This is a genomic window from Burkholderia sp. 572, assembly GCF_040545135.1.
Taxonomy (GTDB): Bacteria; Pseudomonadota; Gammaproteobacteria; order Burkholderiales; family Burkholderiaceae; genus Burkholderia; species Burkholderia cepacia.
In genome coordinates, this window is record NZ_JBEPLH010000001.1 from 498,077 (window position 1) to 519,307 (window position 21,231).

General features: G+C 67.6%; 20 protein-coding genes. 10 read left to right on the plus strand and 10 right to left on the minus strand.

What is annotated here, in order from left to right:
• Positions 1–126: 126 nt before the first annotated feature.
• The 3 genes from ABIC51_RS02280 to ABIC51_RS02290 all read left to right on the plus strand — a co-directional run bounded on the left by ABIC51_RS02280 (position 127) and on the right by ABIC51_RS02290 (position 2,858).
• A complete protein-coding gene (locus ABIC51_RS02280; protein ID WP_354006333.1) occupies positions 127–1,257 on the plus strand; it encodes a 3-deoxy-7-phosphoheptulonate synthase in 1,131 nt (376 codons plus the stop codon).
• Positions 1,258–1,273: 16 nt separating this feature from the next.
• Positions 1,274–2,230, plus strand: a complete 957-nt coding sequence (locus tag ABIC51_RS02285) for a hypothetical protein (protein WP_138143397.1) — start codon at positions 1,274–1,276, stop codon at positions 2,228–2,230.
• Positions 2,231–2,429: 199 nt separating this feature from the next.
• On the plus strand, positions 2,430–2,858 hold the full coding sequence (locus ABIC51_RS02290; protein ID WP_027790281.1) for a PRC-barrel domain-containing protein: 429 nt from the start codon (positions 2,430–2,432) through the stop codon (positions 2,856–2,858).
• Positions 2,859–3,077: 219 nt separating this feature from the next.
• Here the strand turns inward: ABIC51_RS02290 and dapF are convergent, their stop codons facing one another.
• Positions 3,078–3,908: a diaminopimelate epimerase gene (gene dapF / locus ABIC51_RS02295; protein ID WP_354006334.1), complete on the minus strand. Its 831-nt coding sequence runs from the start codon at positions 3,906–3,908 to the stop codon at positions 3,078–3,080.
• Positions 3,909–4,178: 270 nt separating this feature from the next.
• On the opposite strand from dapF, the gene ABIC51_RS02300 reads away from it, so the two are divergent.
• Positions 4,179–6,257 (plus strand): carbon starvation CstA family protein, encoded by a 2,079-nt coding sequence (locus tag ABIC51_RS02300; RefSeq protein ID WP_175854486.1) that lies wholly within the window; start codon positions 4,179–4,181, stop codon positions 6,255–6,257.
• 12 nt (positions 6,258–6,269) lie between these two features.
• A complete protein-coding gene (locus ABIC51_RS02305; RefSeq protein WP_006480280.1) occupies positions 6,270–6,476 on the plus strand; it encodes a YbdD/YjiX family protein in 207 nt (68 codons plus the stop codon).
• A 116-nt stretch (positions 6,477–6,592) separates the two neighbouring features.
• Here the strand turns inward: ABIC51_RS02305 and ABIC51_RS02310 are convergent, their stop codons facing one another.
• Positions 6,593–7,747, minus strand: coding sequence for an MFS transporter (locus ABIC51_RS02310; protein ID WP_175860428.1), 1,155 nt, complete (start codon positions 7,745–7,747; stop codon positions 6,593–6,595).
• 135 nt (positions 7,748–7,882) lie between these two features.
• Here ABIC51_RS02310 and ABIC51_RS02315 point away from each other — a divergent pair, with 135 nt between their 5' ends.
• Both ABIC51_RS02315 and trhA read left to right on the plus strand, forming a co-directional pair.
• The gene (locus tag ABIC51_RS02315; protein WP_088611426.1) at positions 7,883–8,269 is read left to right on the plus strand and encodes an ArsR/SmtB family transcription factor; all 387 of its coding nucleotides are present in this window, start codon (positions 7,883–7,885) and stop codon (positions 8,267–8,269) included.
• A 202-nt stretch (positions 8,270–8,471) separates the two neighbouring features.
• Entirely contained in the window at positions 8,472–9,092 is a 621-nt protein-coding gene (trhA, locus tag ABIC51_RS02320; RefSeq protein ID WP_021158676.1) for a PAQR family membrane homeostasis protein TrhA, read from the plus strand.
• 85 nt (positions 9,093–9,177) lie between these two features.
• Here trhA and ABIC51_RS02325 read toward each other — a convergent pair whose 3' ends face one another.
• The 4 genes from ABIC51_RS02325 to ABIC51_RS02340 all read right to left on the minus strand — a co-directional run bounded on the left by ABIC51_RS02325 (position 9,178) and on the right by ABIC51_RS02340 (position 12,929).
• The gene (locus tag ABIC51_RS02325; RefSeq protein WP_175898452.1) at positions 9,178–10,419 is read right to left on the minus strand and encodes a ComEC/Rec2 family competence protein; all 1,242 of its coding nucleotides are present in this window, start codon (positions 10,417–10,419) and stop codon (positions 9,178–9,180) included.
• A 194-nt stretch (positions 10,420–10,613) separates the two neighbouring features.
• Positions 10,614–12,020, minus strand: coding sequence for an MFS transporter (locus tag ABIC51_RS02330; RefSeq protein ID WP_226128792.1), 1,407 nt, complete (start codon positions 12,018–12,020; stop codon positions 10,614–10,616).
• Positions 12,017–12,448: a nuclear transport factor 2 family protein gene (locus ABIC51_RS02335; protein WP_124544836.1), complete on the minus strand. Its 432-nt coding sequence runs from the start codon at positions 12,446–12,448 to the stop codon at positions 12,017–12,019. Before ABIC51_RS02335 ends, ABIC51_RS02330 begins: the two co-directional genes overlap by 4 nt.
• A gap of 127 nt (positions 12,449–12,575) precedes the next feature.
• A complete protein-coding gene (locus ABIC51_RS02340) occupies positions 12,576–12,929 on the minus strand; it encodes a DOPA 4,5-dioxygenase family protein (RefSeq protein WP_027790306.1) in 354 nt (117 codons plus the stop codon).
• 501 nt (positions 12,930–13,430) lie between these two features.
• Here ABIC51_RS02340 and ABIC51_RS02345 point away from each other — a divergent pair.
• Together ABIC51_RS02345 and ABIC51_RS02350 are read left to right on the plus strand one after the other, a co-directional pair.
• Complete coding sequence (locus tag ABIC51_RS02345; RefSeq protein WP_027790307.1) at positions 13,431–13,808, plus strand: hypothetical protein; 378 nt, start codon at positions 13,431–13,433, stop codon at positions 13,806–13,808.
• A gap of 223 nt (positions 13,809–14,031) precedes the next feature.
• Entirely contained in the window at positions 14,032–14,520 is a 489-nt protein-coding gene (locus ABIC51_RS02350; RefSeq protein WP_175860426.1) for a hypothetical protein, read from the plus strand.
• Between the two features lie 245 nt (positions 14,521–14,765).
• Here the strand turns inward: ABIC51_RS02350 and hpnH are convergent, their stop codons facing one another.
• Entirely contained in the window at positions 14,766–15,926 is a 1,161-nt protein-coding gene (gene hpnH, locus ABIC51_RS02355; RefSeq protein WP_021158681.1) for an adenosyl-hopene transferase HpnH, read from the minus strand.
• Positions 15,927–15,938: 12 nt separating this feature from the next.
• Entirely contained in the window at positions 15,939–16,880 is a 942-nt protein-coding gene (ispH, locus tag ABIC51_RS02360) for a 4-hydroxy-3-methylbut-2-enyl diphosphate reductase (RefSeq protein ID WP_027790309.1), read from the minus strand.
• Positions 16,881–17,282: 402 nt separating this feature from the next.
• On the opposite strand from ispH, the gene ABIC51_RS02365 reads away from it, so the two are divergent.
• Positions 17,283–18,470: a glycosyltransferase gene (locus tag ABIC51_RS02365; protein ID WP_354006335.1), complete on the plus strand. Its 1,188-nt coding sequence runs from the start codon at positions 17,283–17,285 to the stop codon at positions 18,468–18,470.
• Between the two features lie 102 nt (positions 18,471–18,572).
• On the opposite strand, the gene ABIC51_RS02370 is transcribed toward ABIC51_RS02365, so the two are convergent.
• Positions 18,573–20,033 carry a hypothetical protein gene (locus ABIC51_RS02370; RefSeq protein WP_027790311.1) on the minus strand — a complete coding sequence of 487 codons (1,461 nt, stop codon included), beginning with the start codon at positions 20,031–20,033 and terminating at the stop codon, positions 18,573–18,575.
• 108 nt (positions 20,034–20,141) lie between these two features.
• The gene (gene hpnA / locus ABIC51_RS02375) at positions 20,142–21,149 is read right to left on the minus strand and encodes a hopanoid-associated sugar epimerase (RefSeq protein ID WP_011353724.1); all 1,008 of its coding nucleotides are present in this window, start codon (positions 21,147–21,149) and stop codon (positions 20,142–20,144) included.
• Between the last annotated feature and the right edge of the window lie 82 nt (positions 21,150–21,231).

Here is a 21,231-nt window from a genome sequence, read left to right on the forward strand (position 1 = left end):
AATTGACCCTGGTCGCGTCAACGCGGCCTTTGCCGCGCTCGCCCTCCCGCCGGAACCCTTCGCCGCCCCGCCCGGGTGCCATAATCGAGCCTGCTCATCATTACAGACGTCCCCCGGAGAATCACCATGCAGAACCTCGACAATCCTTCCCACGATCGCGAGGTAGGCAGCGCCGACGCGACGCAGGACACCACGCGCATCGACGACGTCCGCATCGGCGCCGTGCGCCCGCTGATTTCGCCCGCGCTGCTGCTGGACGAGCTGCCGGTGCCGGCCGCCACGCAGACGCTCGTCGAGGATACGCGCCGTGTGATCGGCGACATCCTGCACGGCCGCGACGACCGGCTGCTGCTCGTCGTCGGCCCGTGTTCGATCCACGATCACGACCAGGCGCTCGACTACGCACGCCGGCTGAAGGCCGCCGCCGATGCGCTGAAGGACGACCTGCTGATCACGATGCGCGTCTACTTCGAGAAGCCGCGCACGACGGTCGGCTGGAAGGGCTACATCAACGACCCGCGCCTCGACGGCAGCTTCCGCATCAACGAAGGGCTGCGCGCCGCGCGGCAATTGCTGCTCGACATCAACGCGCTGGGCCTGCCGGCGTCGACCGAATTCCTCGACCTGCTGAGCCCGCAGTACATCGCCGACCTGATCGCATGGGGCGCGATCGGCGCGCGCACGACCGAGAGCCAGAGCCACCGCCAGCTCGCGTCGGGCCTGAGCTGCCCGATCGGGTTCAAGAACGGTACCGACGGCGGCGTGCAGGTCGCGTCCGACGCGATCGTCGCGGCGGCCGCGAGCCATGCGTTCATGGGGATGACGAAGATGGGGATGGCCGCGATCTTCGAGACGCGCGGCAACGACGACGCGCACGTGATCCTGCGCGGCGGCAAGAACGGCCCGAACTACGACGCCGCGCATGTCGACGCATGCTGTGCGGTGCTGCGCAAGGCCGGGTTGCGCGAACAGGTGATGGTCGACTGCTCGCACGCGAACTCGAACAAGTCGCACGACCGCCAGATCGACGTCGCGCAGGATCTCGCGCGGCAACTGTCGCAGGGCGAGCACCGGATCGTCGGCGTGATGGTCGAGAGCCATCTCGAGGCAGGGCGGCAGGACCTGAAGCCGGGCGTGCCGCTGAAGTACGGCGTATCGATCACGGATGCATGCCTGAGCTGGACGCAGACGGAGCCGGTGCTCGACGTGCTGGCGGAGGCGGTGCGACATCGAAGGGTGTATTCGCGCAATGCGTGACGCGGACGATACCGGCATGACCGATTTCCCGTCCGACGCACCGGCTGTCCCGGGCGAACCCGCTGCTTCCGGCGGGGCGGCGACGGCGCCGCCCGGCAAGCTGTTCACGATGGCGGGCATAGGCTGGGCGGCGTTTCTCGGCTCGCCGCTCGCCGGCGGCATCTTGCTCGCGGCGAACGCGCGGCGTCTCGGCCACCGCGCGCTCGCGCAGCGGCAGATTCTCGTCACGGCACTCGTCACGCTCGCGTCGATCGTGCTTTACGCGGCGGCGGACGTTCCGGAAACCTCGGCGGTGCCCCACGCGCTCGTGCATGCGGTCGTCATTGCCGGTCTCGCCGGGACGATCGTCTATGCACGGCACGCGCAGCGCGAGGCCGTCGACGCTCATCGGGCGGCCGGCGGTGCGCTGCAATCGAACTGGCGTGCGGCGGGCATCGGCCTGCTGACGCTGCTCGGCGTCTGGCTGTCGATTGCGACGGCGATCGTCGTGCTGGGTGTTGCGGGCGTGCTGAACTTCGACAACGACCTGCGGCTCGTGCGCGACTATCCGGCGCCCGCGGAGCTGCGTCTGCCTGCGGGATGGCGGGTCGCGAACCAGCCGGAGGATCGCGGCGACGCGACCTACCGGATCCGGCGTTTCAGGTTCGGGCTGATCTCGGCCGGGATCGAGTTCGTCATCGGCGACAAGAGCGACGATGCCCTGTCGAGCCTCTGCGACGGGTGGGACGAGGGGGGCGGGGAAGGCGGCAGCGCGATCGAATCGTCGCACGCGGCAAACGAAACGATAGCCGGCAGGCCCGCACTGACTTGCGAGCACAAGGAGGCGCTCGGCGATGCAATCGTCCACCAGGCGGTCGTGGCGACTGCCGGCGACACGAAGACCTGCGCGCTGATCTACACGGCGCGCGAGGAGAACTACGCGCGTTATCTGCCGGAGTTCGACCGCGTTCGCGATTCGCTGCGGTGTCCGTAATGTCGCCGTCGCGCGGGGCAGATGACGGGTGCTGCGTCATCGCGTCCGATGCAGCGTTGCGCGAGTGGCGCTAACATGGGCCGGTGCGATGTGTCGTGCGCGGGCCACCGGGCTTCGCGCGGCGCATGCACGGCGCATGCACGGCGGCGGCTCGGCCGACCGCCGCGACCGACAACAATTCACCGGAGTGCACAACAGCATGGCTTTCTACAAAACCCTCATCGCAGCAACCGTCCTCGCCTCGAGCGTCAGCGCGCACGCGCAGATCGCGGGTGCGCAGCCGATCAGCGTCACCGTCGAGCAATCGCAGGCGCTGCTCGAAGGCTGGAGCGTGAAGAAGAGCGTGCTCGGCAAGGCCGTCTACAACGACGACAACCAGAAGGTCGGCACCGTGCGCGACCTGATCGTCGCGCCGGACGGCTCGGTGTCCGCGGCGATCGTGTCGGCCGGCGGCTTCCTCGGCGTGGCCGCGCACGACGTCGCGGTGCCGATCGCGTCGCTCGACGTGCGCAAGGGCAACATCTACCTGCCGGGCGCGACGAAGGAAGCGCTGAAGGCGACGCCGGCGTTCCAGTACGCGAAGGTGCCGTCGCCGCCGAAGCCGAAGAAGGTCGACGAAAAGCACTGATCGTCGATTCGATGTATCGCAGCCCGGCGCGCACCGCGCCGGGTCCGGCGACCGCCGTTCGTCGGTGGCCATGCGAGTCGGCGCAAGTCGGCGGGGGCTCGGCGTCGCATCATGGCTCCGGGCGAATTGCCCCGACGATCGATGACGATGCGGCTGCGCATCGCGCGCGAACCGGCGCGGTGCGCCGCCACACGCCGTGAATGCCGCACATGCCGGCGATCAGATCACCGGCTTCTCTTCGTCCACCCACACCCCGTCGAACCCGAACGAAACCGGCCCGCTCAGGAGCACGCTGCCGGCGCCGTCCCATCGAACGGTGACGTCGCCGCCGTCGCAGGTCACCCGCACCGTATCGTCGAGCAGCCCGCGCCGGATGCCGTTGACGACCGCACCGCACGAACACGATCCCGAACCGAGCGGCACGCCGCCGCCGCGCTCCCAGATGCGCAGGCGAATATGCGTGCGATCGATGACCTGAACGAAATGCACGTTGGTTTTCTGCGGAAACAGCGGATGCGTTTCGATGGCGGGGCCGAGCGCCGCGACGTCGATCGTGTGGAGATCGTCGACGAAGAACGTGCAATGCGGGTTGCCCATGTTGCAGGCGGCCGGCGCGCCGGGCAGCGGCAGCGCGAGGGTGTCGAGCGCGTCGGCGACCGGCACGTCCCGCCAGCCGGTGAGCGGCGTGCCCATCTCGACGGTGATCAGGCCGTTCGTCTCCCGCGAACACACGAGATAACCGCGGCGGGTCCGCAGCACGAGCGACGCCATGCCGGTTTCCCGCATCAGTTGCCGCGCGACGCCGCGCGTCGCGCTGCCGCAGGTGTCGAGCGGCGAGCCGTCGGCGTTCCAGAACGCGACGCGGGCCGCCGCGTCGTCGCAGTCCGACACGACGGCAAGCTGGTTGAAGCCGATGCCGCGGTGCCGGTCGCCCATGCGTCGCACGAGGTCGCGGTCGATACGCGGCACGTGTTCCTGATCCTGACCGCGCAGGTCGACGATGACGAAGTCGTCGCCGTTTGCGTTCATCTTCTGAAATCCGATCGGCATGGCGGTTCCGGCAGAGAGACAGGTGAACACTGTACGTGGCCCGCCGTTCACGATCAATCGCGCGCCGGACGATATCTACGCAGCCGACATCTACGTAATTCTACGTAGCTCCGCGTACGTAGTTAACCGCTTGTAAGCCTCCCCGGTCACACGGAATACTACGGCCCATCGCCGCGGCCTTTGCGAGACCGCGGCACGACGCATCGACGTCACGCGGGTTCGGCGCCTCGCCGCATCCACTCAAAAACACATTGGAGACCAGGAGACGCCATGAATCGGGCTTCCAGTACCCTGCTCTGGATTGCGGTCGCGCTGCTCGGCGCGTTCGCGTTCGGCACGATCGCGCTCGCACACGGCGAGCGCGTCAGTGCCCTCTGGATCGTGATCGCCGCAGTCTGCGTGTATCTGATCGCGTATCGCTTCTACAGCCGTTTCATCGCCAGCAAGGTCATGCAGCTCGACGGGCTGCGGATGACGCCGGCCGTCAAGTACAACGACGGCCTCGACTACGTGCCGACCAACAAGTACGTGCTGTTCGGCCATCACTTCGCCGCGATCGCCGGCGCCGGCCCGCTCGTCGGGCCCGTGCTCGCCGCGCAGATGGGCTACACGCCCGGCATGCTGTGGATCCTGGCCGGCGTGGTGTTCGCCGGCGCGGTGCAGGACTTCATCGTGCTGTTCATCTCGACGCGCCGCGACGGCCGTTCGCTCGGCGATCTCGTCAAGATGGAGCTCGGCACGGTGCCCGGCGTGATCGCGCTGTTCGGCGCGTTCCTGATCATGGTGATCATCCTCGCGGTGCTCGCGCTGATCGTCGTGAAGGCGCTGACCAATTCGCCGTGGGGCACGTTCACCGTCGCCGCGACGATTCCGATCGCGCTGTTCATGGGCGTCTACACGCGCTACATCCGTCCGGGCCGCATCGGCGAAGTGTCGATCATCGGCTTCGTGCTGCTGATGGCGTCGATCGCGTTCGGCCAGCACGTGCACGATTCGCCGACGCTCGCCGCGTGGTTCACGTTCACCGGCACGCAGCTCACCTGGATCCTGATCGGCTACGGCTTCGTCGCATCGGTGCTGCCGGTGTGGCTGCTGCTCGCGCCGCGCGACTACCTGTCGACGTTCCTGAAGATCGGCACGATCCTCGGCCTCGCGATCGGCATCCTCGTCGTCGCGCCGGAACTGAAGATGCCCGCGCTGACGAAGTTCGTCGACGGCACGGGCCCGGTGTGGTCGGGCAACCTGTTCCCGTTCCTGTTCATCACGATCGCGTGCGGCGCCGTGTCGGGCTTCCATGCGCTGATCTCGTCGGGCACGACGCCGAAGCTGATCGACAACGAAACCAACGCGCGCTTCATCGGTTACGGCGCGATGCTGATGGAATCGTTCGTCGCGATCATGGCGCTGGTTGCCGCGTGCGTGATCGAGCCGGGCATCTACTTCGCGATGAACGCACCGGCGGCCGTGCTCGGCTCGACGCCGGAAGCGGTGGCCAGCACGGTCACGCAGTGGGGCTTCGTGCTGACGCCGGACATGCTGACGCAGACCGCGAAGGCCGTCGGCGAAACGACGATCATCGCGCGCGCGGGCGGCGCGCCGACGCTGGCCGTCGGCATGGCGCACATCCTGCACCAGGTGATCGGCGGCGAAGCGATGATGGCGTTCTGGTATCACTTCGCGATCCTGTTCGAGGCGCTGTTCATCCTGACGGCCGTCGACGCCGGCACGCGCGCGGGCCGCTTCATGCTGCAGGACCTGCTCGGCACGTTCCACCCGGCGCTCAAGCGCACCGAGTCGCTGCCCGCGAACCTGGTCGCCACCGCGCTGTGCGTGGCCGCGTGGGGCTACTTCCTGTACCAGGGCGTGGTCGATCCGCTCGGCGGCATCAACACGCTGTGGCCGCTGTTCGGCATCTCGAACCAGATGCTGGCCGCGATCGCGCTGGTGCTCGGCACCGTCGTGCTGTTCAAGATGAAGCGCGAGCGCTATGCGTGGGTGACGATCGTGCCGACCGCGTGGCTGCTGATCTGCACGCTGACCGCCGGCTGGCAGAAGATTTTCGACGCGAACCCGAAGGTCAGCTTCCTCGCGCACGCCGCGAAGCTGCAGGCCGCGGTGGACGAAGGCAAGGTGCTCGCGCCGGCGAAGTCGATCGCGCAGATGAAGCGGATCATCTTCAACGACTACATCGACGCGGCGCTGGCCGGGCTGTTCATCTTCGTCGTCGTGGCGATCGCGGTGTACGGCGTGCTCGCCGTGCTGCGCGCGCGCCGCGAGTCGAAGCCGACCGTGCGCGAGACGCCGTATGAAGCGATGCCGGCCGCGCAGGCGCTCGGCAGCGGACGTTAAGGGGAGGCCGCGATGTTCAGCGATCTTGGCAGCGACCTGCGCAGCGCGGGGCGTTACCTCGGGCAGGCGTTGCGGCTGATGGTCGGCCTGCCCGACTACGACACCTACGTCGCGCACATGCGCGAGACCCATCCGGACCGCGAGCCGATGACGTACGAGGAATTCTTCCGCGAGCGTCAGAATGCGCGGTACGGGTCGGGGGCGGGAAAGTGCTGTTGAGCGGTTGAAACGGCGGGAAAGAACGAAAAGGCGTCATGGCGTGAGAGCCATGACGCCTTTTTTCATGCCGACGCAAGGCGACCGGCTCGTGCAGCGCATGCCGTCGCGTGCGGCCGTCAGTCGTCGTGACGGAGCGCAAGCACCGCGGCTGCTCCCGCGGCGAGCGCGATCAGCGTCAAGGCGACGGCGAAACCGGTCGCGCCTGCCGTGAAGCCGACGCGGTCGATCGCATACCCGGTCATCACGGGCATCAGTCCCGCCGGGAGGTAGCCGCCGATGTTCATGACGGCGTTCGCCTCGGCGCGCCGCGCGTCCGGTACGTGCAGGCCGATCAGCGTCAGGCCGCCGAGCTGCCCGAGGCCTTGTCCCGCGCCCGCGAAGAGCGCCGCCGCGACGAGGACGGCGGCCGACGACGCATGCACGGCGATGCACAGCATCACCATCGACAGCATGGTGGCGACCGTGCCGGCAACGAACGTCGTACGGATCGATCCGCGCCGTGCGACGAACTGGACGCCGGTAGCGGCGATGAACATCGCGCAGGCCATTCCGCCCGCGAGCAGCGGGCTGCGCACGTGAAGCAGGCGTGCCAGCAACGACGGGCCCAACGCAAGCACGAAGGAGGTCGCGGTGATGCCCGGCCCGAACACGGCGACACCGCTGGCGACATGGCGCCGGTTGTGAACCGGCACGGACGGCAGACGTAGCGGCGGCGCGTCGCCTGGCGCCTGCGCGGGCCGGTTGCGCGGCAGCCGCAGGGCGACGGCCGACGCGCTCAGCAGGATCACGAACTCGACGCCGAAGACGAGGGCGACCGGATGCGCGGCGGTTTGCGCGGCAATCCCGGCGAGCAACGGCCCGAGCCCCGCGCCGAGCACCATGGCGACCGACGCGAGCAGCGCGGCCTTGCGCCGCTCGGTGCCCGCGAGATCGATCACCGACGCCATGCCCGCCGACACGATCACGCCGACCGCGATGCCCGTCAGCATGCGGGCGACCGCGAGCATGGCGACGGACGACGCGGTCGCGAACAACGCGCACGCGATCAGCGCCGCGGCGAGGCCGGGCAGCAGGACCGGCTTGCGCCCGTAACGGTCCGAAAGCTGGCCGGCGACGAGCAGCGTACCCAGCAGGCCGGCGATGTAGAGCGCGAAGATGACGGTCAGCGTGCCGGACGAGAAACCGAGTGCGTGCTGCCAGGACACGTACAGCGGCGTCGGCGAGTTGGACAGCATGAACACGGCGGTGACCATCCAGGCGGCGTGTGCCATGCGGGGCGCGGAACGCGAGCCCGCGGGTCGCGATTGGGGGGCGGCGGTGTCGGACATGAACGCACTCCTTGTACGAGTTTTTTCGAACTATAGCTTAGTTCGAAAAAACTCGTACAGGGTGATATGCTTGCCGACATGAAACGCACCCACCCTGAACGGGCGGCCGGCCTCGCGCCGGCACCTGCGGATTTGCCCGATCCGCTGCCGGAGCCGGACGTCGCCGAGCTGCGGCTCGAAACCATTCTTGGCGCGCTGGCCGATCCGTTGCGACTGACGATCGTGCGGAAACTGATGCTGGAATCCGAGGCTTACGACCATCCTTGCGGCTGGTTCGGCTTCGATCGCCCGAAATCGTCGCTCACCCATCACTTCAAGGCGTTGCGCGACGCGGGCGTGCTGCGCCAGCGTCAATACGGGCTCGAGCGGCGCAGCCGCGTGCGCACGGAAGATCTCGATCTGCGCTTTCCCGGCCTGCTGAAGCTCGTGGCCGAGTGGGCGCCGCCGGCAGACAGCGACGGTTGACGGCTGGTGAGGGTGGATGGTGGATGAGCCGCCCGGCGGGGCGCGCCGGTTCGCCAAGCGGCGGCGAGCGTGACGCACCGGGCGCGCAGCGCCGCGGCGCCGTCCGTGTGCCGGGTTTGATCTGCCTGCAACCCGGCTTCGTTTCCCGGCCGGTATCATGTGAACCATTCACCCCGATGAACCCGCACAGGAGGAGCCCGTCGTGCATGCCGGTGAGCGTTTCAACAGCATTACCCATCTCGTCGGCGCGGTGCTATCGGTGGCAGGGCTGGTAACACTGGTGACGATGGGCGCGCTCGAAGGCGACGCCTACAAGGTGGTGAGCTTCAGCGTGTACGGCGCGATGCTCTGCGTGCTCTACGCGATCTCGACGCTGTACCACAGCGTGCGTAGCCCGCGCCTGAAAGCCATCCTGCAGAAGTGCGACCACTCGGCGATCTACCTGCTGATTGCCGGCAGCTATACGCCGTTCACGCTGGTCACGCTGCGCGGCCCGTGGGGCTGGTCGCTGTTCGGCGTGAGCTGGGGGCTGGCCGTGTTCGGCATCGTGCAGGAACTGACGCTCGGGCGGCGCACGCGCATGCTGTCGATGATCCTGTACGTGGCGATGGGCTGGCTCGCGCTCGTCGCGGTGCGTCCGCTGATCCACGCGCTGCCGCCGGTCGGCACCGCGTGGCTCGTGGCCGGCGGCCTCATCTACAGCGCGGGCATCTACTTCTTCATCAACGACGAACGCATCCGCCACGGACACGGCATCTGGCATCTGTTCGTGCTGGCCGGCAGCCTGTGCCAGTTCGTCAGTGTCGCGATGTACGTTGCGTGAGCGGAAGGCGGTGCTAATCGTCGGAAGCCCCGCGCTGACCAGTCGTTGGTCGACGAGCGCACCGGCATCGGGTTGGCCCGCGGGCTCATATCTCCACGTTGACGATCGTCTGGTATTCGCTCCCCGGCTTCTCGGAAACGATGTGGTGGGCGATCTTCAGCGCTTTCATCTTTTCCACCACTTTCTTGTGAGGATGCTTCGTGCTTTTTGAATCCGCGCAGGCGAGCATCGATGCGTGAGAAAGGCGCGTCAGGACGCTCTGGTCGATGCTGTAGTCACTTCCGTGATGCGGGAGTACGAACAGGCCAACCTTGTCGAACACGGCGTCGTAGCGCTCCATCCATGGCTTCCGGATCCAGGCGGCTTTCAGTTTCGCGTCGCCGGTGGTCAGCCATCCGGCCTGAGGAGTGGGGAAGTCGGGTGTCCGCACCTCCAGCTTGGGGGCAACGGCCGGCGGGCCGCTATACAGGCTTAATGACGGCACATTCCCGTCGTTGTCGAGAATCCGGTAGCAGGCCTTGAGGACGTCCCGTTCGGGCTTGTTCTCGATCGCTCGCAGTATGGCTGGCGCGACGGATGGATCGGCAGCCGCGCCGGGTTTGCGCATGCCCTTGATCACGGTTCCCGCTGCTGCATGGAATGCATTGACGAGCTTGTCGTCGAATGGATGGTTGTAAGGAATCAGTGTCCAGAGGGCCGTCGATGTATCTTTCGACGATGCGATATCGATAACGGTATCGGCATCGGCTTCGATCAACTCCGCGGTCCTTGCGGCATGTGCCGATATCGTCGACAAGTTGCGTGATTGCAGCGTTACAGCCAGACCATTCCGGAAATTTGGATTGCTCAGCCTGATCGAGGCGCGCCTTCCGGTGCCGGGCCGCGCCTGCATCTCGTCGTCAGTCGGGCGCCGCAGGAAAATGACCCGTCGCACATTGCGCTCACCGAACCACTTTGCCGGATCGCTCAGCAAATTGCAGAATTCGGTTGTCATCTCTGTCTTGCTCGCTTCGGCGAGAACGTAGGCGGCGATGGTCGTGGAATCGAGGCACGGCAGCACGACAGTGTCGATCGACTCGAGGTGGTGCGTCAGCATGTCGACACCGTTGACATGATCCCCATCCAGATGGGAAATGAACAGAATGTCGACCCTTTTCTCGTCGAGTCGTTCGAACCCGGTGTTCAGATGCAGGCGATTGAGCGATCCGCAGTCGAACATGAAGGTGAAAGGTGCCGATGATGCATCGACCGAGTTCTTGACGAGCGAAATCATCATTCCACCCTGACCGACAGGGAGCTGGCGTGTCGTGACGCTGATTTTTGGCATTGTTGTTTCCCCGCGCTGATGTGCTGTGGCGGCGGATATTGTGACGGAACGCATGTCGGCGCACCAGTACGCGAGATCGTTGTGTTCGCAACGCGTATGCGGACGTAATGCGATGAACCAGGGGGCGTGTGCAGGAAGATCCGCTCGTGCGTGGCGCTGTTCGTCGTGACACGCTTTCGCTTCGGGCGAATGATCTATTCGCCTTCGACCACACGAATCCCGACCGTGTGAGCGCCCACTTTCAGCACTTCCCTTGTTGCGATCCACCACGTCGCCATCGCAGACCCGGATATCGCCACAGCCGCCAGCAACGCCACCCGCATCGCCACCGAAAACGGCTGCACGGTCGCGATGCACGCGCCGAAGATCGCGACACCGAGCGCCGACCCGCTCTGCCGCGCCGCGTTCAGCGCGGCCGCCGCCACGCCCGCGCGGCGGCGGTCGACCGCCCCGAGCGCCGGCGACGTCGCGGCCGGCGAGATGAATCCCGATGCAAAGCCGATCGCGAGCATCGGTGCGACGGCGAGCCATGCCGGTGTCGCCGCACCGATGCCCGTCATGCCGAGCGCGCCGGCCGCGTAGAGCGCGAACGCTGCACACATCGAACCACGCGCACCGAAGCGTGCAACGAGCCTGCCCGAGCACAGTCCGCCGAGCGCCACCATCGCCGTCATCGGCAGGAATGCGAGCCCGGTGTCGAGCGGGCTCGCGCCGCGGATCTGCCGATAGAACAGGCTGAGGACGAACAGCAAGCCGTAGAACACGAACGCCGATGCCATCGACACGAACGTCGATCCGGCGAACAGCCGGTTGCGGAAGAACGCGAGCGGCAGCATCGGTTCGCGGCGCCGCGCTTCGATCGCGATGAACGCGATCCACGCGACGGCGCTCGTCGCCGCGCCGCCGACGATCGGCGCCGAGCGCCAGCCGAGCGACGGGCCTTCGATCAACGTGCCGATCAGCGTGGCGATCGCGACGATGGCCGCGGCCTGGCCGCCCCAGTCGAAATGTCGCGACGCGTCGCCGGCGGCGCGCGTGACCGTGCGGGCGAGCCAGATGCCGGCAAGCCCGAGCGGCAGGTTCACGAAGAAGAGGCTGCGCCACCCGGACAGGTGGATCAGCAGGCCGCCGATCAGCGGGCCCGACGCCATCGCGATGCCGCCGCAGCCCATCCACAGGCTGATTGCCGATGCGCGCGCGGCCGGCTCGGGGAACGCGCGGTTGAGCAGCGCGAGCGAGCAGGGCACCAGCATCGCGCTGCCGACGCCTTGCAGCGCCCGGGCGATCGCGAGCGCCGGGAGGCTCGGCGCGATGCCGCATAGCGCGGATGCGGCGACGAAGATCGCGAGCCCCGCGACATAGACGGTGCGATCGCCCAGCCGGTCGCCGAGCGTGCCGCCCGTCATCAGCAGGCTCGCGAACGCGAGCGTGTACGCATTCACGATCCACTGCAGGCCGGCTATGCGGCTGCCGAACGTGTGGGCGATATCGGTGAGCGCGACGTTGACGATGGACGCGTCGAGCAGCACGAGCGTGTAGCTCACGCAGGTCGCGGCGAGCACGCGGCGGGCCGCGGCCCGGTTCGGCGCGGTGGCCGTCATGCGTGGTCGGGTGCCGGCGCGGCAGCCCGCAGCGCGAGAAAGCCGACCCATCCCCAGTACACGCGATGATGCGCGATCAGCCCGTCGCGCAGGTCCATCACTTCGACGAGATCCACCTGGTCGCCTTCCGGCGTCGCGCGCGGATATTCCCACGTGAGCTGGCGGCCGTTCGAGAAGAACGACCCGGTGCGGTACCAGCGCCCGAGCCGGTTGCCCGGATTGCGCAGGCCGGCCGCGAAGAACGCGCCGATCGCGGCCTTGCCGTGCAGCACGCCTGAGCCGTGATCGGGCAGCGTGACGACGATCAGCGGCGTTTCGAGCACCGCGTCGTCGGTATACAGCGCCATCAGCGCATCGACGTCGCGTGCGACGACGGCCGCGTGCCAGCCTTCGTAAATGTGCCGGGCATCGGCATCGGGGTGTGTCATGGCGGGTTCCGGAAGTGTCGATAACGGAACCCACTGTATGAGCGCGCCGTCGCGGGACGTTTCACGTCGACCCGAAACGTGGATGCCGCCGCGGCGAAGGCGGCGCTTTCCTGCCGTTTTTCGGCCGTTATCCGGCCAGCGCGTCGAGATTCAGCACGTACGACTTCCCGATCCACACTGCGCAATCGCGATGGTCGCGCAGTTCGTCGCCCGTATTCGGATGCAGGAAGATATCCAGCGCGCCGTGGTTCAGCACGAGCCACGGCACGATTTCGTCGAAGCGCGTGGTGTCGAACGCGATCTGGTACGACCACGCCGGGTGCGGGCCGACGAGGCGTTCGTGAAAGCGGCCGAGTTCGATGACCGCGCCGAACCGTTCGTCGACGACCTGGCGAAACGCCCACGCGGCGTCGCGGCTGGCCGCATCGAAATAGACGTGCGCATGCCAACTGTGGATGGCGGTGGTGTCGAGGGCAGCCATGGAAGGACTCGTTAAAAATGGGAATGCATGAGGTGCCGTGCGAAACGGCCGATGCGTGATTATCGCGCGTCCTTGCCGCGCACGTCGTGTCGCTATCCGGCAATCCGGATGCGATGCTTGTCCTGAATCACGAGAACCGTTCGATCCGGCAAGGCCGCGGTTCGAGATATCCGCGGGTATCCGCACGCGCGATATCACGCCGGAAGCCTTGCCGGAAGGTGCGCCCGCTGCGATCGCATCGGCAACACGTCATTTCGGAAATTGAAAAAGCGCTGTGTGCACGGCTTCGGATCGTCTGAACAAATGCGATCAGGGCATTGAATGAAATAAAGAAATTCCGATTGAGAGGGATTCGCGCATGACGTGGTTCGCGCACCGAATTCCGAAGCCGAAAATATCAATTGCGGAATCGGCTATTCAAGCGGCATGCAGCGCGACATACGATGCTTTCAACGCATCGTCGAACACGATCGATGCGGGGACAACCATCTGGAGGCCACTATGCGATCCCTCGTTCCCGTTGCTGTACTTTCCTGCGCACTCGTTGCGCTGCCCGCCGTCAGCTTTGCGCAGTCGGCCGTTTCCGATGGGGCATCGAATGCCTCGTTGTCGAGCTGGTCGGCGGCGCGTGCCGAAACCAACGCGCAACTGATGCAGATGACGCGCGCAGGCTATCGCGCGACGTCGGCCGGCAACCAGAACTATCCGCTCGCGATGCAGCGTGCGCTCGAACGTGTCCGCAATCCGGTGCCGGACCGGTCGCGCGAAGAGCGGGCCGAGATGGAGGCGCGCGCCGCACGCGACGCGCAGGGCGGCCATCCGGTCAAGGCCTTTTTCGTGAAGACCGCGTACTACCTGAAGGGCGAGAACACGTTCTGATGCAGGAGACGAGCATGGCTTGCCCGATCCGATTTGCCTGCGTCGTGCGCGCGCCGGCGCTGCGCCGGCTGCCGGCCGCGCGAGCGTCGCAGCGGCGGGACGATGCGCGCGGCGCGCGACGTCGTGCGAAACCCCGCCGCCTTGCGCACCGTGATGCCGTTGCGTGCCGTACCGCATGGCCGGCCGTCGCGGCGAGCGATGCGCCCGCAAGCGGGAGCCCGTCATGAAGGGCTCCCGGAAGCACCGCCGCCACGTGCCGCTGACCCGCGAGTGGTTGCTGCCGCTGCCGCCGGTGCATGCACGCGACATCTCGCTGAAATGCCACATGGCGCTCGTCGCGCTGCGCGGCGGGCATGGCAACGAGGCGCTGCTGATGCGGTTGCGCACGAGCGTCTACCTGGTGTTCCTGGCGCTCGACGATGCGGTGTGCGCGGATGCCGACATCGACCTGTGCGTCGACGCCGAGCGTGCGCTCGACGCGGGCGTGGCACGCGCGGCGCAAGGCGGCGCATGGACGCTGCACGACGACGAATGCACGGTGCTCGAGCATGTGCTCGCGGCGAACGACACCTGCGTCACGACGCTCACGCGGCGTCGGCTGGCCGAGCTGTGGGAGCACGTCTGCGCGTTCGCGTCGAGCGGCCAGCCGGCGCTCGTCGCGGGCGCGGCGGAGAAGATGCGCATGCACGCGGCCGAATCGCTGGCCGCGTAGCGTCGCACCGGTTTTGCCGGGAGTCTGGAGGAGACAGGGCCGGCCGCACCGGCACGGCCGCCGTCAATCGCCGAAGCAGCGATTGCACGGCTGTCGCGGCCTGTCGTGGCCAGTCGTGGCCATACGGTGACGGCGGAACGCGACTCGACACATCGGCCCAAAACAAAAGCGCCACGGAGCAGGCTCCGTGGCGCTTCTTTTTTCCCGCCGGCGCGGAGGCAAGCCCCCCGCGTGGCGAAACGCGCTTAGGCGGCGGCTGCCGGTTTCGCCGGCTTCTGCAGCTTGCCCTTGCCGGCGCGCTGGATTTCCTCGAGCTTGATCTCGACGTGGCGCGAGAACACGTACTCGGCCGGACGCTGCTTGTCGATCGGAATGTCCGGTGCGAACGGGCCGTCGGTCTTGATGCCCTTGCGGCTCACGGCGAACGCCTTCAGCGGATGCGCCATCGTGTCCATCACGGCGGTCGCCTCGAAGCCGCAGTGGACCATGCAGTCCGCGCACTTCTCGTAGTTGCCGACGCCGTAGTTGTCCCAGTTCGTGTCTTCCATCAGTTCCTTGAAGGTCTTCACGTAACCTTCGCCGACCAGGTAGCACGGCTTCTGCCAGCCGAACACCGTACGCGCCGGGTTGCCCCACGGCGTGCACTTGTACGTCTGGTTGCCGGCCAGGAAGTCGAGGAACAGCGACGACTGGCTGAACGACCAGCGCTTGCCGCCTTCGCCGCGCTTCAGGATCTCGCGGAACAGGTTCTTCGTCTTGTCGCGGTTCAGGAAGTGCTGCTGATCCGGTGCGCGCTCATACGCGTAGCCCGGCGACACGGTGATGCCGTCGACGCCGATCGGCTTGAGCGTATCGAAGAACTTCGCGACGCGCTCGGGGATCGCATCGTTGAACAGCGTGCAGTTGATGTTCACGCGGAAGCCGCGGCGCTTCGCTTCCTTGATCGCCGCGACCGCCTTGTCGTACACGCCTTCCTGCGACACCGAGTGGTCGTGCATCTGCGCGTCGCCGTCGAGGTGGACCGACCAGACGAAGTACGGGCTCGGCTGGTAGTCGTCCATCTTCTTTTCCATCAGCAGCGCGTTCGTGCAGAGGTAGACGAACTTCTTGCGCTTCATGATGCCGCGGACGATTTCCGGCATTTCCTTGTGCAGCAGCGGCTCGCCGCCGGCGATCGACACGATGGGTGCGCCGCACTCGTCGACCGCTTCCAGGCATTCCTGGACGGACAGGCGCTGGTTCAGGATGGGATCCGGGTAATCGATCTTGCCGCAGCCGTTGCAAGCGAGGTTGCAGCGGAACAGCGGCTCGAGCATCAGCGCGAGCGGATAGCGTTTGTTGCCGGACAGGTGTTGGCGCGTGATGTACGCGCCGACGCGGACTTGCTGGAGCAGCGGAATAGACAAGAGATGTCCTCCTTAAACTTCGCGGGCGACAGCTTGCGTGAGCTTCGCCGGCAACTTGAATTCGACTTTTTCTTCACGGCCCGCCATCGTCGTGACGTCGACGGGGCCCAGCGCGCGCAACGCGCCGATTACATCTTCGACCATTTCCTCGGGCGCGGACGCCCCGGCGGTCAGGCCGACGGTCGTCGCATTCGCGAACCATTCGGCCTTGACTTCCGAACCGTCGGCGACGAGATAGCTCGGCACACCGCTTTCGGTGCCGATCTCGCGCAGGCGGTTCGAGTTCGAGCTGTTCGTCGCACCGACCACGAGCAGTACGTCGACCTGTTCGCTCAGTTCGCGCACGGCAGCCTGGCGATTCTGCGTGGCATAGCAGATGTCGCGCGTGTCCGGGCCGACGATGTCGGTGAACCGGCGCTGCAGCGCTTCGATGATGCCGCGCGTATCGTCGACCGACAGCGTGGTCTGCGTGATGTACGCGACCGGCGTGTCGACGGGCAGCGTCAGCGTATCGACTTCCGCTTCGCTTTGCACGAGGATCACCTCGGCCGGAATCTGGCCGATCGTACCCTCGACTTCCGGGTGGCCCGCATGGCCGATCAGGATCAGCCGGCGGCCCGCCGCGACGTACTGGCGGCCTTGCACGTGCACTTTCGTGACGAGCGGGCAGGTGGCGTCGAGCACGTCGAGCCCGCGCGTTTCCGCATCGCGCTCGACCGTCTGGGCGACACCGTGCGCGCTGAAGATCGCGACAGCGCCGTGGGGCACCTCGTCGAGCTCCTCAACGAATCGCGCCCCTTTATTACGCAGGTTTTCGACGACATGCCGGTTATGCACGATCTCATGACGCACATAGACCGGCGCACCGTGCTGTTGCAGCGCGCGATCGACGATCTCGATCGCACGGACAACTCCCGCACAAAAGCCGCGGGGCTGGGCAAGGATGACTCGCATAAGTGAGCGAACTCCGACGACAGACGCCGGGGTTCGAGGAGCTGGCACTCGCTCGCTCGCCCCGGCTTGATGTTATGAAGGCAGGAACGAACCGGCCGGCCAGGCCCCGGAACCCCGAATTAATCGCGCATTTTAACTCTATCGGGCCGTCCTTGCTTTGGTGCTGTGTCTGCCGTGTTGCATTTGCGGGAGAGCCGCGTCGGCGCTGGCGCGTGCGGAACCCAGTAAACTATGCGGTTTCGCGGGCAGCCGCTCCGGCTGCCCGGCGTCGCGCTCATTTCAAGGCCATTCGATGACCGTCGATTCTTACGCGTATTACCCGGCCGCCCGTGCCGTTTCGGGTGCTTTGTTCCTGACCCCCATTGATTTTGCCGAACCCGGCGCCCGGCAGGAGGCGCGCCGATGATGCTGGTTCTCGCTTTCCTGGTGTCCGGGCTGTCGCTGATCATCTGGATCGTGCTGCTCGTCGCGCGCGGCGGTTTCTGGCGCGCGGTGCCCGCGCGGTCGCTGCCGCCCGAGGCGCGCGGCGCCGCGGCCGAGGCCGGCTGGCCGGCCGTCGTCGCGGTCGTGCCGGCGCGCAACGAGGCCGACGTGATCGCCCGGGCGGCGACTTCGCTGCTCGAGCAGGATTACCCGGGCGAATTTCATCTGATCATTGTCGACGACCACAGCGACGACGGTACCGCCGACGCGGCCCGCGCGGCCGCGCTCGCGATCAACCGCGCCGACCGGCTGACGGTGCTGGCCGCGAAGCCGCTGCCGGCCGGCTGGTCGGGCAAGGTGTGGGCACAGTCGCAGGGGATCGCCGCGGTGCAGGCGCTCGGCCTGCCGGCCGACTACCTGCTGCTGACGGACGCCGACATCGGCCATCCGCCGGACGCCGTCGCGCAGCTCGTCACGCGCGCGCAGGCCGAGAACCGCGATCTCGTGTCGCTGATGGTGCGGCTGCGCTGCGATTCGTTCTGGGAAAAGGCGCTGATCCCGGCGTTCGTGTTCTTCTTCGCGAAGCTCTACCCGTTCTCGTGGATCAACAACCCGCGCAACCGGACGGCCGGTGCCGCCGGCGGCTGCATGCTGGTGAAGCGCACGGCGCTCGAGGAAGCGGGCGGCATCGAGTCGATCCGCGGCGCGCTGATCGACGACTGCAGCCTGGCCGCGCAGATCAAGCACCGCGGCAGCGGCCGCCACCCGATCCGGCTCGACCTGGCCGACCGCAGCGTGTCGCTGCGTCCGTACGACAGCTGGCACGACATCTGGAACATGATCGCGCGCACGGCGTTCACGCAGCTGCACTATTCGCCGCTGCTGCTGGCCGGCACGCTGCTCGGGATGACGATCATCTATCTCGTGCCGCCCGCCGCGGCGCTCGCGTACGGCGCGCGCGCGTGGCCGGCGTGGCTCGCGTGGGCGTCGATGTGCGCCGCGTATGCGCCGATGCTGCGCTACTACCGGCGCTCGCCGCTGTGGGCGCCCGCGCTGCCGCTCGTCGCGCTGTTCTACGTCGGCGCGACGTTCGCGTCCGCGTGGCGCTACTGGCGCGGCAAGGGCGGCCAGTGGAAGGCGCGCGTGCAGGCGCCGGTGGAGCGCTGAGCGGATCCCGGGAGGCGTGCCTCCCGGCAGCCGGAAAGCAAACAGCCCGATCGTGGAAACGATCGGGCTGTTTCGTTTTCGGCGGGGGCTGCCTGCCGGTGCCTAGCGCTGGGTCAGCATCATGTACATCTGGATCACGACGTCCGGCGAGAACGTGAACGGCACCCAGCCGTAGCCCGTGTGACGGGCGACCAGCAGGCGGTCGCCGTTCGACTGCTTCTGCACGGCCATCATCGGGTTCTTCGTCGTCACGAAGCGCCAGCCGGCCGGGATGCCGGGCGGCGGCTCCGGCTGCATCGACGCGCGCGCATGCGCGAGTTCCTCGATCAACTGGCCCAGTTGTTCCGGATGCAGCGTGATCGATTCGCCGTTGATGGTCAGCGTGAGTTCGTTCTGCGTCGGACGCGATACGTGCAGCGTCGATTTGTCGGACGGCGCCGGCGTGTTGGCGGCTTCGGCTTCGGCTTCGACTTCACCTTCAACCGGCGTGTCGGCTTGCGCCGTCGCGACGATTGCCGTCCCGGTGTCGGCCGTTGCCTCCACCGCTTCGGCCACGGCCGGCGCGGGCGCGTTCACGGCCGGTTCCGCCGCCGGCGTGTCGGCCGGCGCGGGTTCGACGACTTCCGCCGCAACGGCCGTGGCGGCCACCGCGCTCGTCGCGGCTTCCTTGACGACGGCCTCGACCAGCGCCTCGGCGTCGGCGATGGCCTTCGCGTGGTGCTGCGCAGCCGCTTCGGCTTGTGCGATCGCTTCGGTATGGCGTTGCGTGACGGCCTCGGCCTGCGCAGCGGCATCGGCGTGGCGTTGCGCGGCCGCCTCGGCCTGCGCGATCGCTTCGGTATGGCGTTGCGTGACGGCTTCGGCCTCGGCGGTGGCGTCGGCGTGACGCTGCGCGGCGGCCTGCGCTTCCGCGATCGCCTGCGCGTGCTGCTGCGCGAGCGCTTCGGCTTCGGCGATCGCGGCCGTGTGGCGCTGGGCGGCGGCTTCGGCTTCCGCGATGGCGGCCGCGTGGCGCTGCGTGGCCGCTTCGGCTTCGGCGGTCGCTTCCGCGTGACGCTTCGCGGCGGCCTCGGCTTCGACGGTCGCGGCCGCATGGCGCTGGGCGGCCGCTTCGGCTTCGGTGGCTGCGGCGTGATGACGCTGCGCGGCGGCCTCGGCTTCGGCGATCGCGGCCGCGTGGCGCTGCGACGCCGCTTCGGCATCCGCGTGACGCTGCGCGAGTGCTTCGGTCAGCGCGGTGGCTTCCGCATGGCGTTGCACGGCGGCTTCGGCTTGCGCGGTGGCATCGGTATGACGCTGGGCGGCGGCTTCGGCGGCGGCGGTCGCGCTCGCGTGGCGCTGCTGCGCGGCCTCGGCTTCGGCGGCGGCGGCCGTGTGGCGTTGCGCGGCGGCCTGCGCTTCGGTTTCCGCGGCGGCGTGACGCTCTGCCGCGGCCCGGGCTTCCGCTGCTGCGGCGCGCGCGAAGGCTTCCGCGCTGCGGGCCGCCTGCTGCGCGGCGTGGTGATCGTGGAGGAGCTGATCGACGCCCACGGTGAGCGAAGCGATCTGATCGTTCAGGTTCATGCGTGTCTTCTCTGCGTAAGACCCGCGATTTTAACCGCTGCGCCGGTGCCGGGCCGTGCGCGACGTGTAACAAAGTGCGCAAAGCGGCGTGAAGTACGCCGCTTTGTGTTACTTCAGGTAGCCCGCGGAGCCGAACCAGTCGAGCGCATCGCGCAGCCCTTCGCGGTACGGGCGCGCACGGTAGCCGAGCTCGCGCTCGGCCTTCGCGGACGTGAAATACATCTTGTTCTTCGACATCCGCAGCCCGTCCACGGTGACGAACGGCTCCTTCTTCGTGAACTTCGCGACCGCTTCCGCGCCGACTGCGAGCGGATAGAGCGGCCAGCGCGGCAGCGCGATCGTCGGCGCCTTGCGGCCCGTCATCTGCGCGATGTCGGCGAGCATCTGCTGCAGCGGCAGGTTCTCGCCGCCGAGGATGTAGCGCTCGCCGATCCGGCCGCGCTCGAGCGCGAGGAAGTGGCCGTGCGCGACGTCGTCGACGTGCACGAGGTTCAGCCCCGTGTCGACAAACGCCGGAATCTTGCCGAGCGCGGCCTCGACGATGATGCGGCCGGTCGGCGTGGGCTTCACGTCGCGCGGGCCGATCGGCGTCGACGGATTGACGATCACGGCCGGCAGCCCTTCGTCGGCGATCATCCGTTCGACCGCGCGTTCCGCGAGCACCTTGCTGCGCTTGTAGACGCCGATCGCCTGCTCCGCCGTGAGCGGCCGGTTTTCGTCGGACGGATCGCCGGCACTCGTCACCTTCAGCGTCGCGACGCTGCTCGTGTAGACGATCCGCTCGACGCCTTCCGCGCGTGCCGCGCGCATCGTCGCGACCGCCCCCTCGAGGTTCGCGCGCTCGATCTCGTCGGGATCGGGTGCCCACAGCCGGTAGTCGGCCGCGACATGCAGCAGGTAGCGCACGCCGCGCAGCGCGGCGCGCATCGACGCCTCGTCGCGCATGTCGCCGGTGACGATCTCGGCGTCGAGATCCGCCACGTTCGTGCGCGGGCTGGTCGGGCGCACGAGCACGCGCACCGCATAGCCTTTCTGCTGCGCGATGCGCGCGACGGCCGAGCCGACGAAACCGGACGCGCCGGTGACGAGAACGAGATCGCGGGAGGTATCAGTCATGCGTTTCCTTCAGGGCCGCGCGCGGGCGGCGCGGCGGTTGAGCGTCGGCGAGATTGTACGTGGTCGGCGCGCGCGGCGACGC

What these genes read in the sequence shown, in the direction of transcription:
- ABIC51_RS02280 (WP_354006333.1), top strand. Translation starts at nt 127, where the DNA reads ATGCAGAACCTCGACAATCCTTCCCACGATCGCGAGGTAGGCAGCGCC.
- ABIC51_RS02285 (WP_138143397.1), top strand. Translation starts at nt 1,274, where the DNA reads ATGACCGATTTCCCGTCCGACGCACCGGCTGTCCCGGGCGAACCCGCT.
- ABIC51_RS02290 (WP_027790281.1), top strand. Translation starts at nt 2,430, where the DNA reads ATGGCTTTCTACAAAACCCTCATCGCAGCAACCGTCCTCGCCTCGAGC.
- dapF (WP_354006334.1), bottom strand. Translation starts at nt 3,908, where the DNA reads ATGCCGATCGGATTTCAGAAGATGAACGCAAACGGCGACGACTTCGTC.
- ABIC51_RS02300 (WP_175854486.1), top strand. Translation starts at nt 4,179, where the DNA reads ATGAATCGGGCTTCCAGTACCCTGCTCTGGATTGCGGTCGCGCTGCTC.
- ABIC51_RS02305 (WP_006480280.1), top strand. Translation starts at nt 6,270, where the DNA reads ATGTTCAGCGATCTTGGCAGCGACCTGCGCAGCGCGGGGCGTTACCTC.
- ABIC51_RS02310 (WP_175860428.1), bottom strand. Translation starts at nt 7,747, where the DNA reads ATGGCACACGCCGCCTGGATGGTCACCGCCGTGTTCATGCTGTCCAAC.
- ABIC51_RS02315 (WP_088611426.1), top strand. Translation starts at nt 7,883, where the DNA reads ATGAAACGCACCCACCCTGAACGGGCGGCCGGCCTCGCGCCGGCACCT.
- ABIC51_RS02325 (WP_175898452.1), bottom strand. Translation starts at nt 10,419, where the DNA reads ATGCCAAAAATCAGCGTCACGACACGCCAGCTCCCTGTCGGTCAGGGT.
- ABIC51_RS02330 (WP_226128792.1), bottom strand. Translation starts at nt 12,020, where the DNA reads ATGACGGCCACCGCGCCGAACCGGGCCGCGGCCCGCCGCGTGCTCGCC.
- ABIC51_RS02335 (WP_124544836.1), bottom strand. Translation starts at nt 12,448, where the DNA reads ATGACACACCCCGATGCCGATGCCCGGCACATTTACGAAGGCTGGCAC.
- ABIC51_RS02340 (WP_027790306.1), bottom strand. Translation starts at nt 12,929, where the DNA reads ATGGCTGCCCTCGACACCACCGCCATCCACAGTTGGCATGCGCACGTC.
- ABIC51_RS02345 (WP_027790307.1), top strand. Translation starts at nt 13,431, where the DNA reads ATGCGATCCCTCGTTCCCGTTGCTGTACTTTCCTGCGCACTCGTTGCG.
- ABIC51_RS02350 (WP_175860426.1), top strand. Translation starts at nt 14,032, where the DNA reads ATGAAGGGCTCCCGGAAGCACCGCCGCCACGTGCCGCTGACCCGCGAG.
- ispH (WP_027790309.1), bottom strand. Translation starts at nt 16,880, where the DNA reads ATGCGAGTCATCCTTGCCCAGCCCCGCGGCTTTTGTGCGGGAGTTGTC.
- ABIC51_RS02365 (WP_354006335.1), top strand. Translation starts at nt 17,283, where the DNA reads ATGATGCTGGTTCTCGCTTTCCTGGTGTCCGGGCTGTCGCTGATCATC.
- ABIC51_RS02370 (WP_027790311.1), bottom strand. Translation starts at nt 20,033, where the DNA reads ATGAACCTGAACGATCAGATCGCTTCGCTCACCGTGGGCGTCGATCAG.
- hpnA (WP_011353724.1), bottom strand. Translation starts at nt 21,149, where the DNA reads ATGACTGATACCTCCCGCGATCTCGTTCTCGTCACCGGCGCGTCCGGT.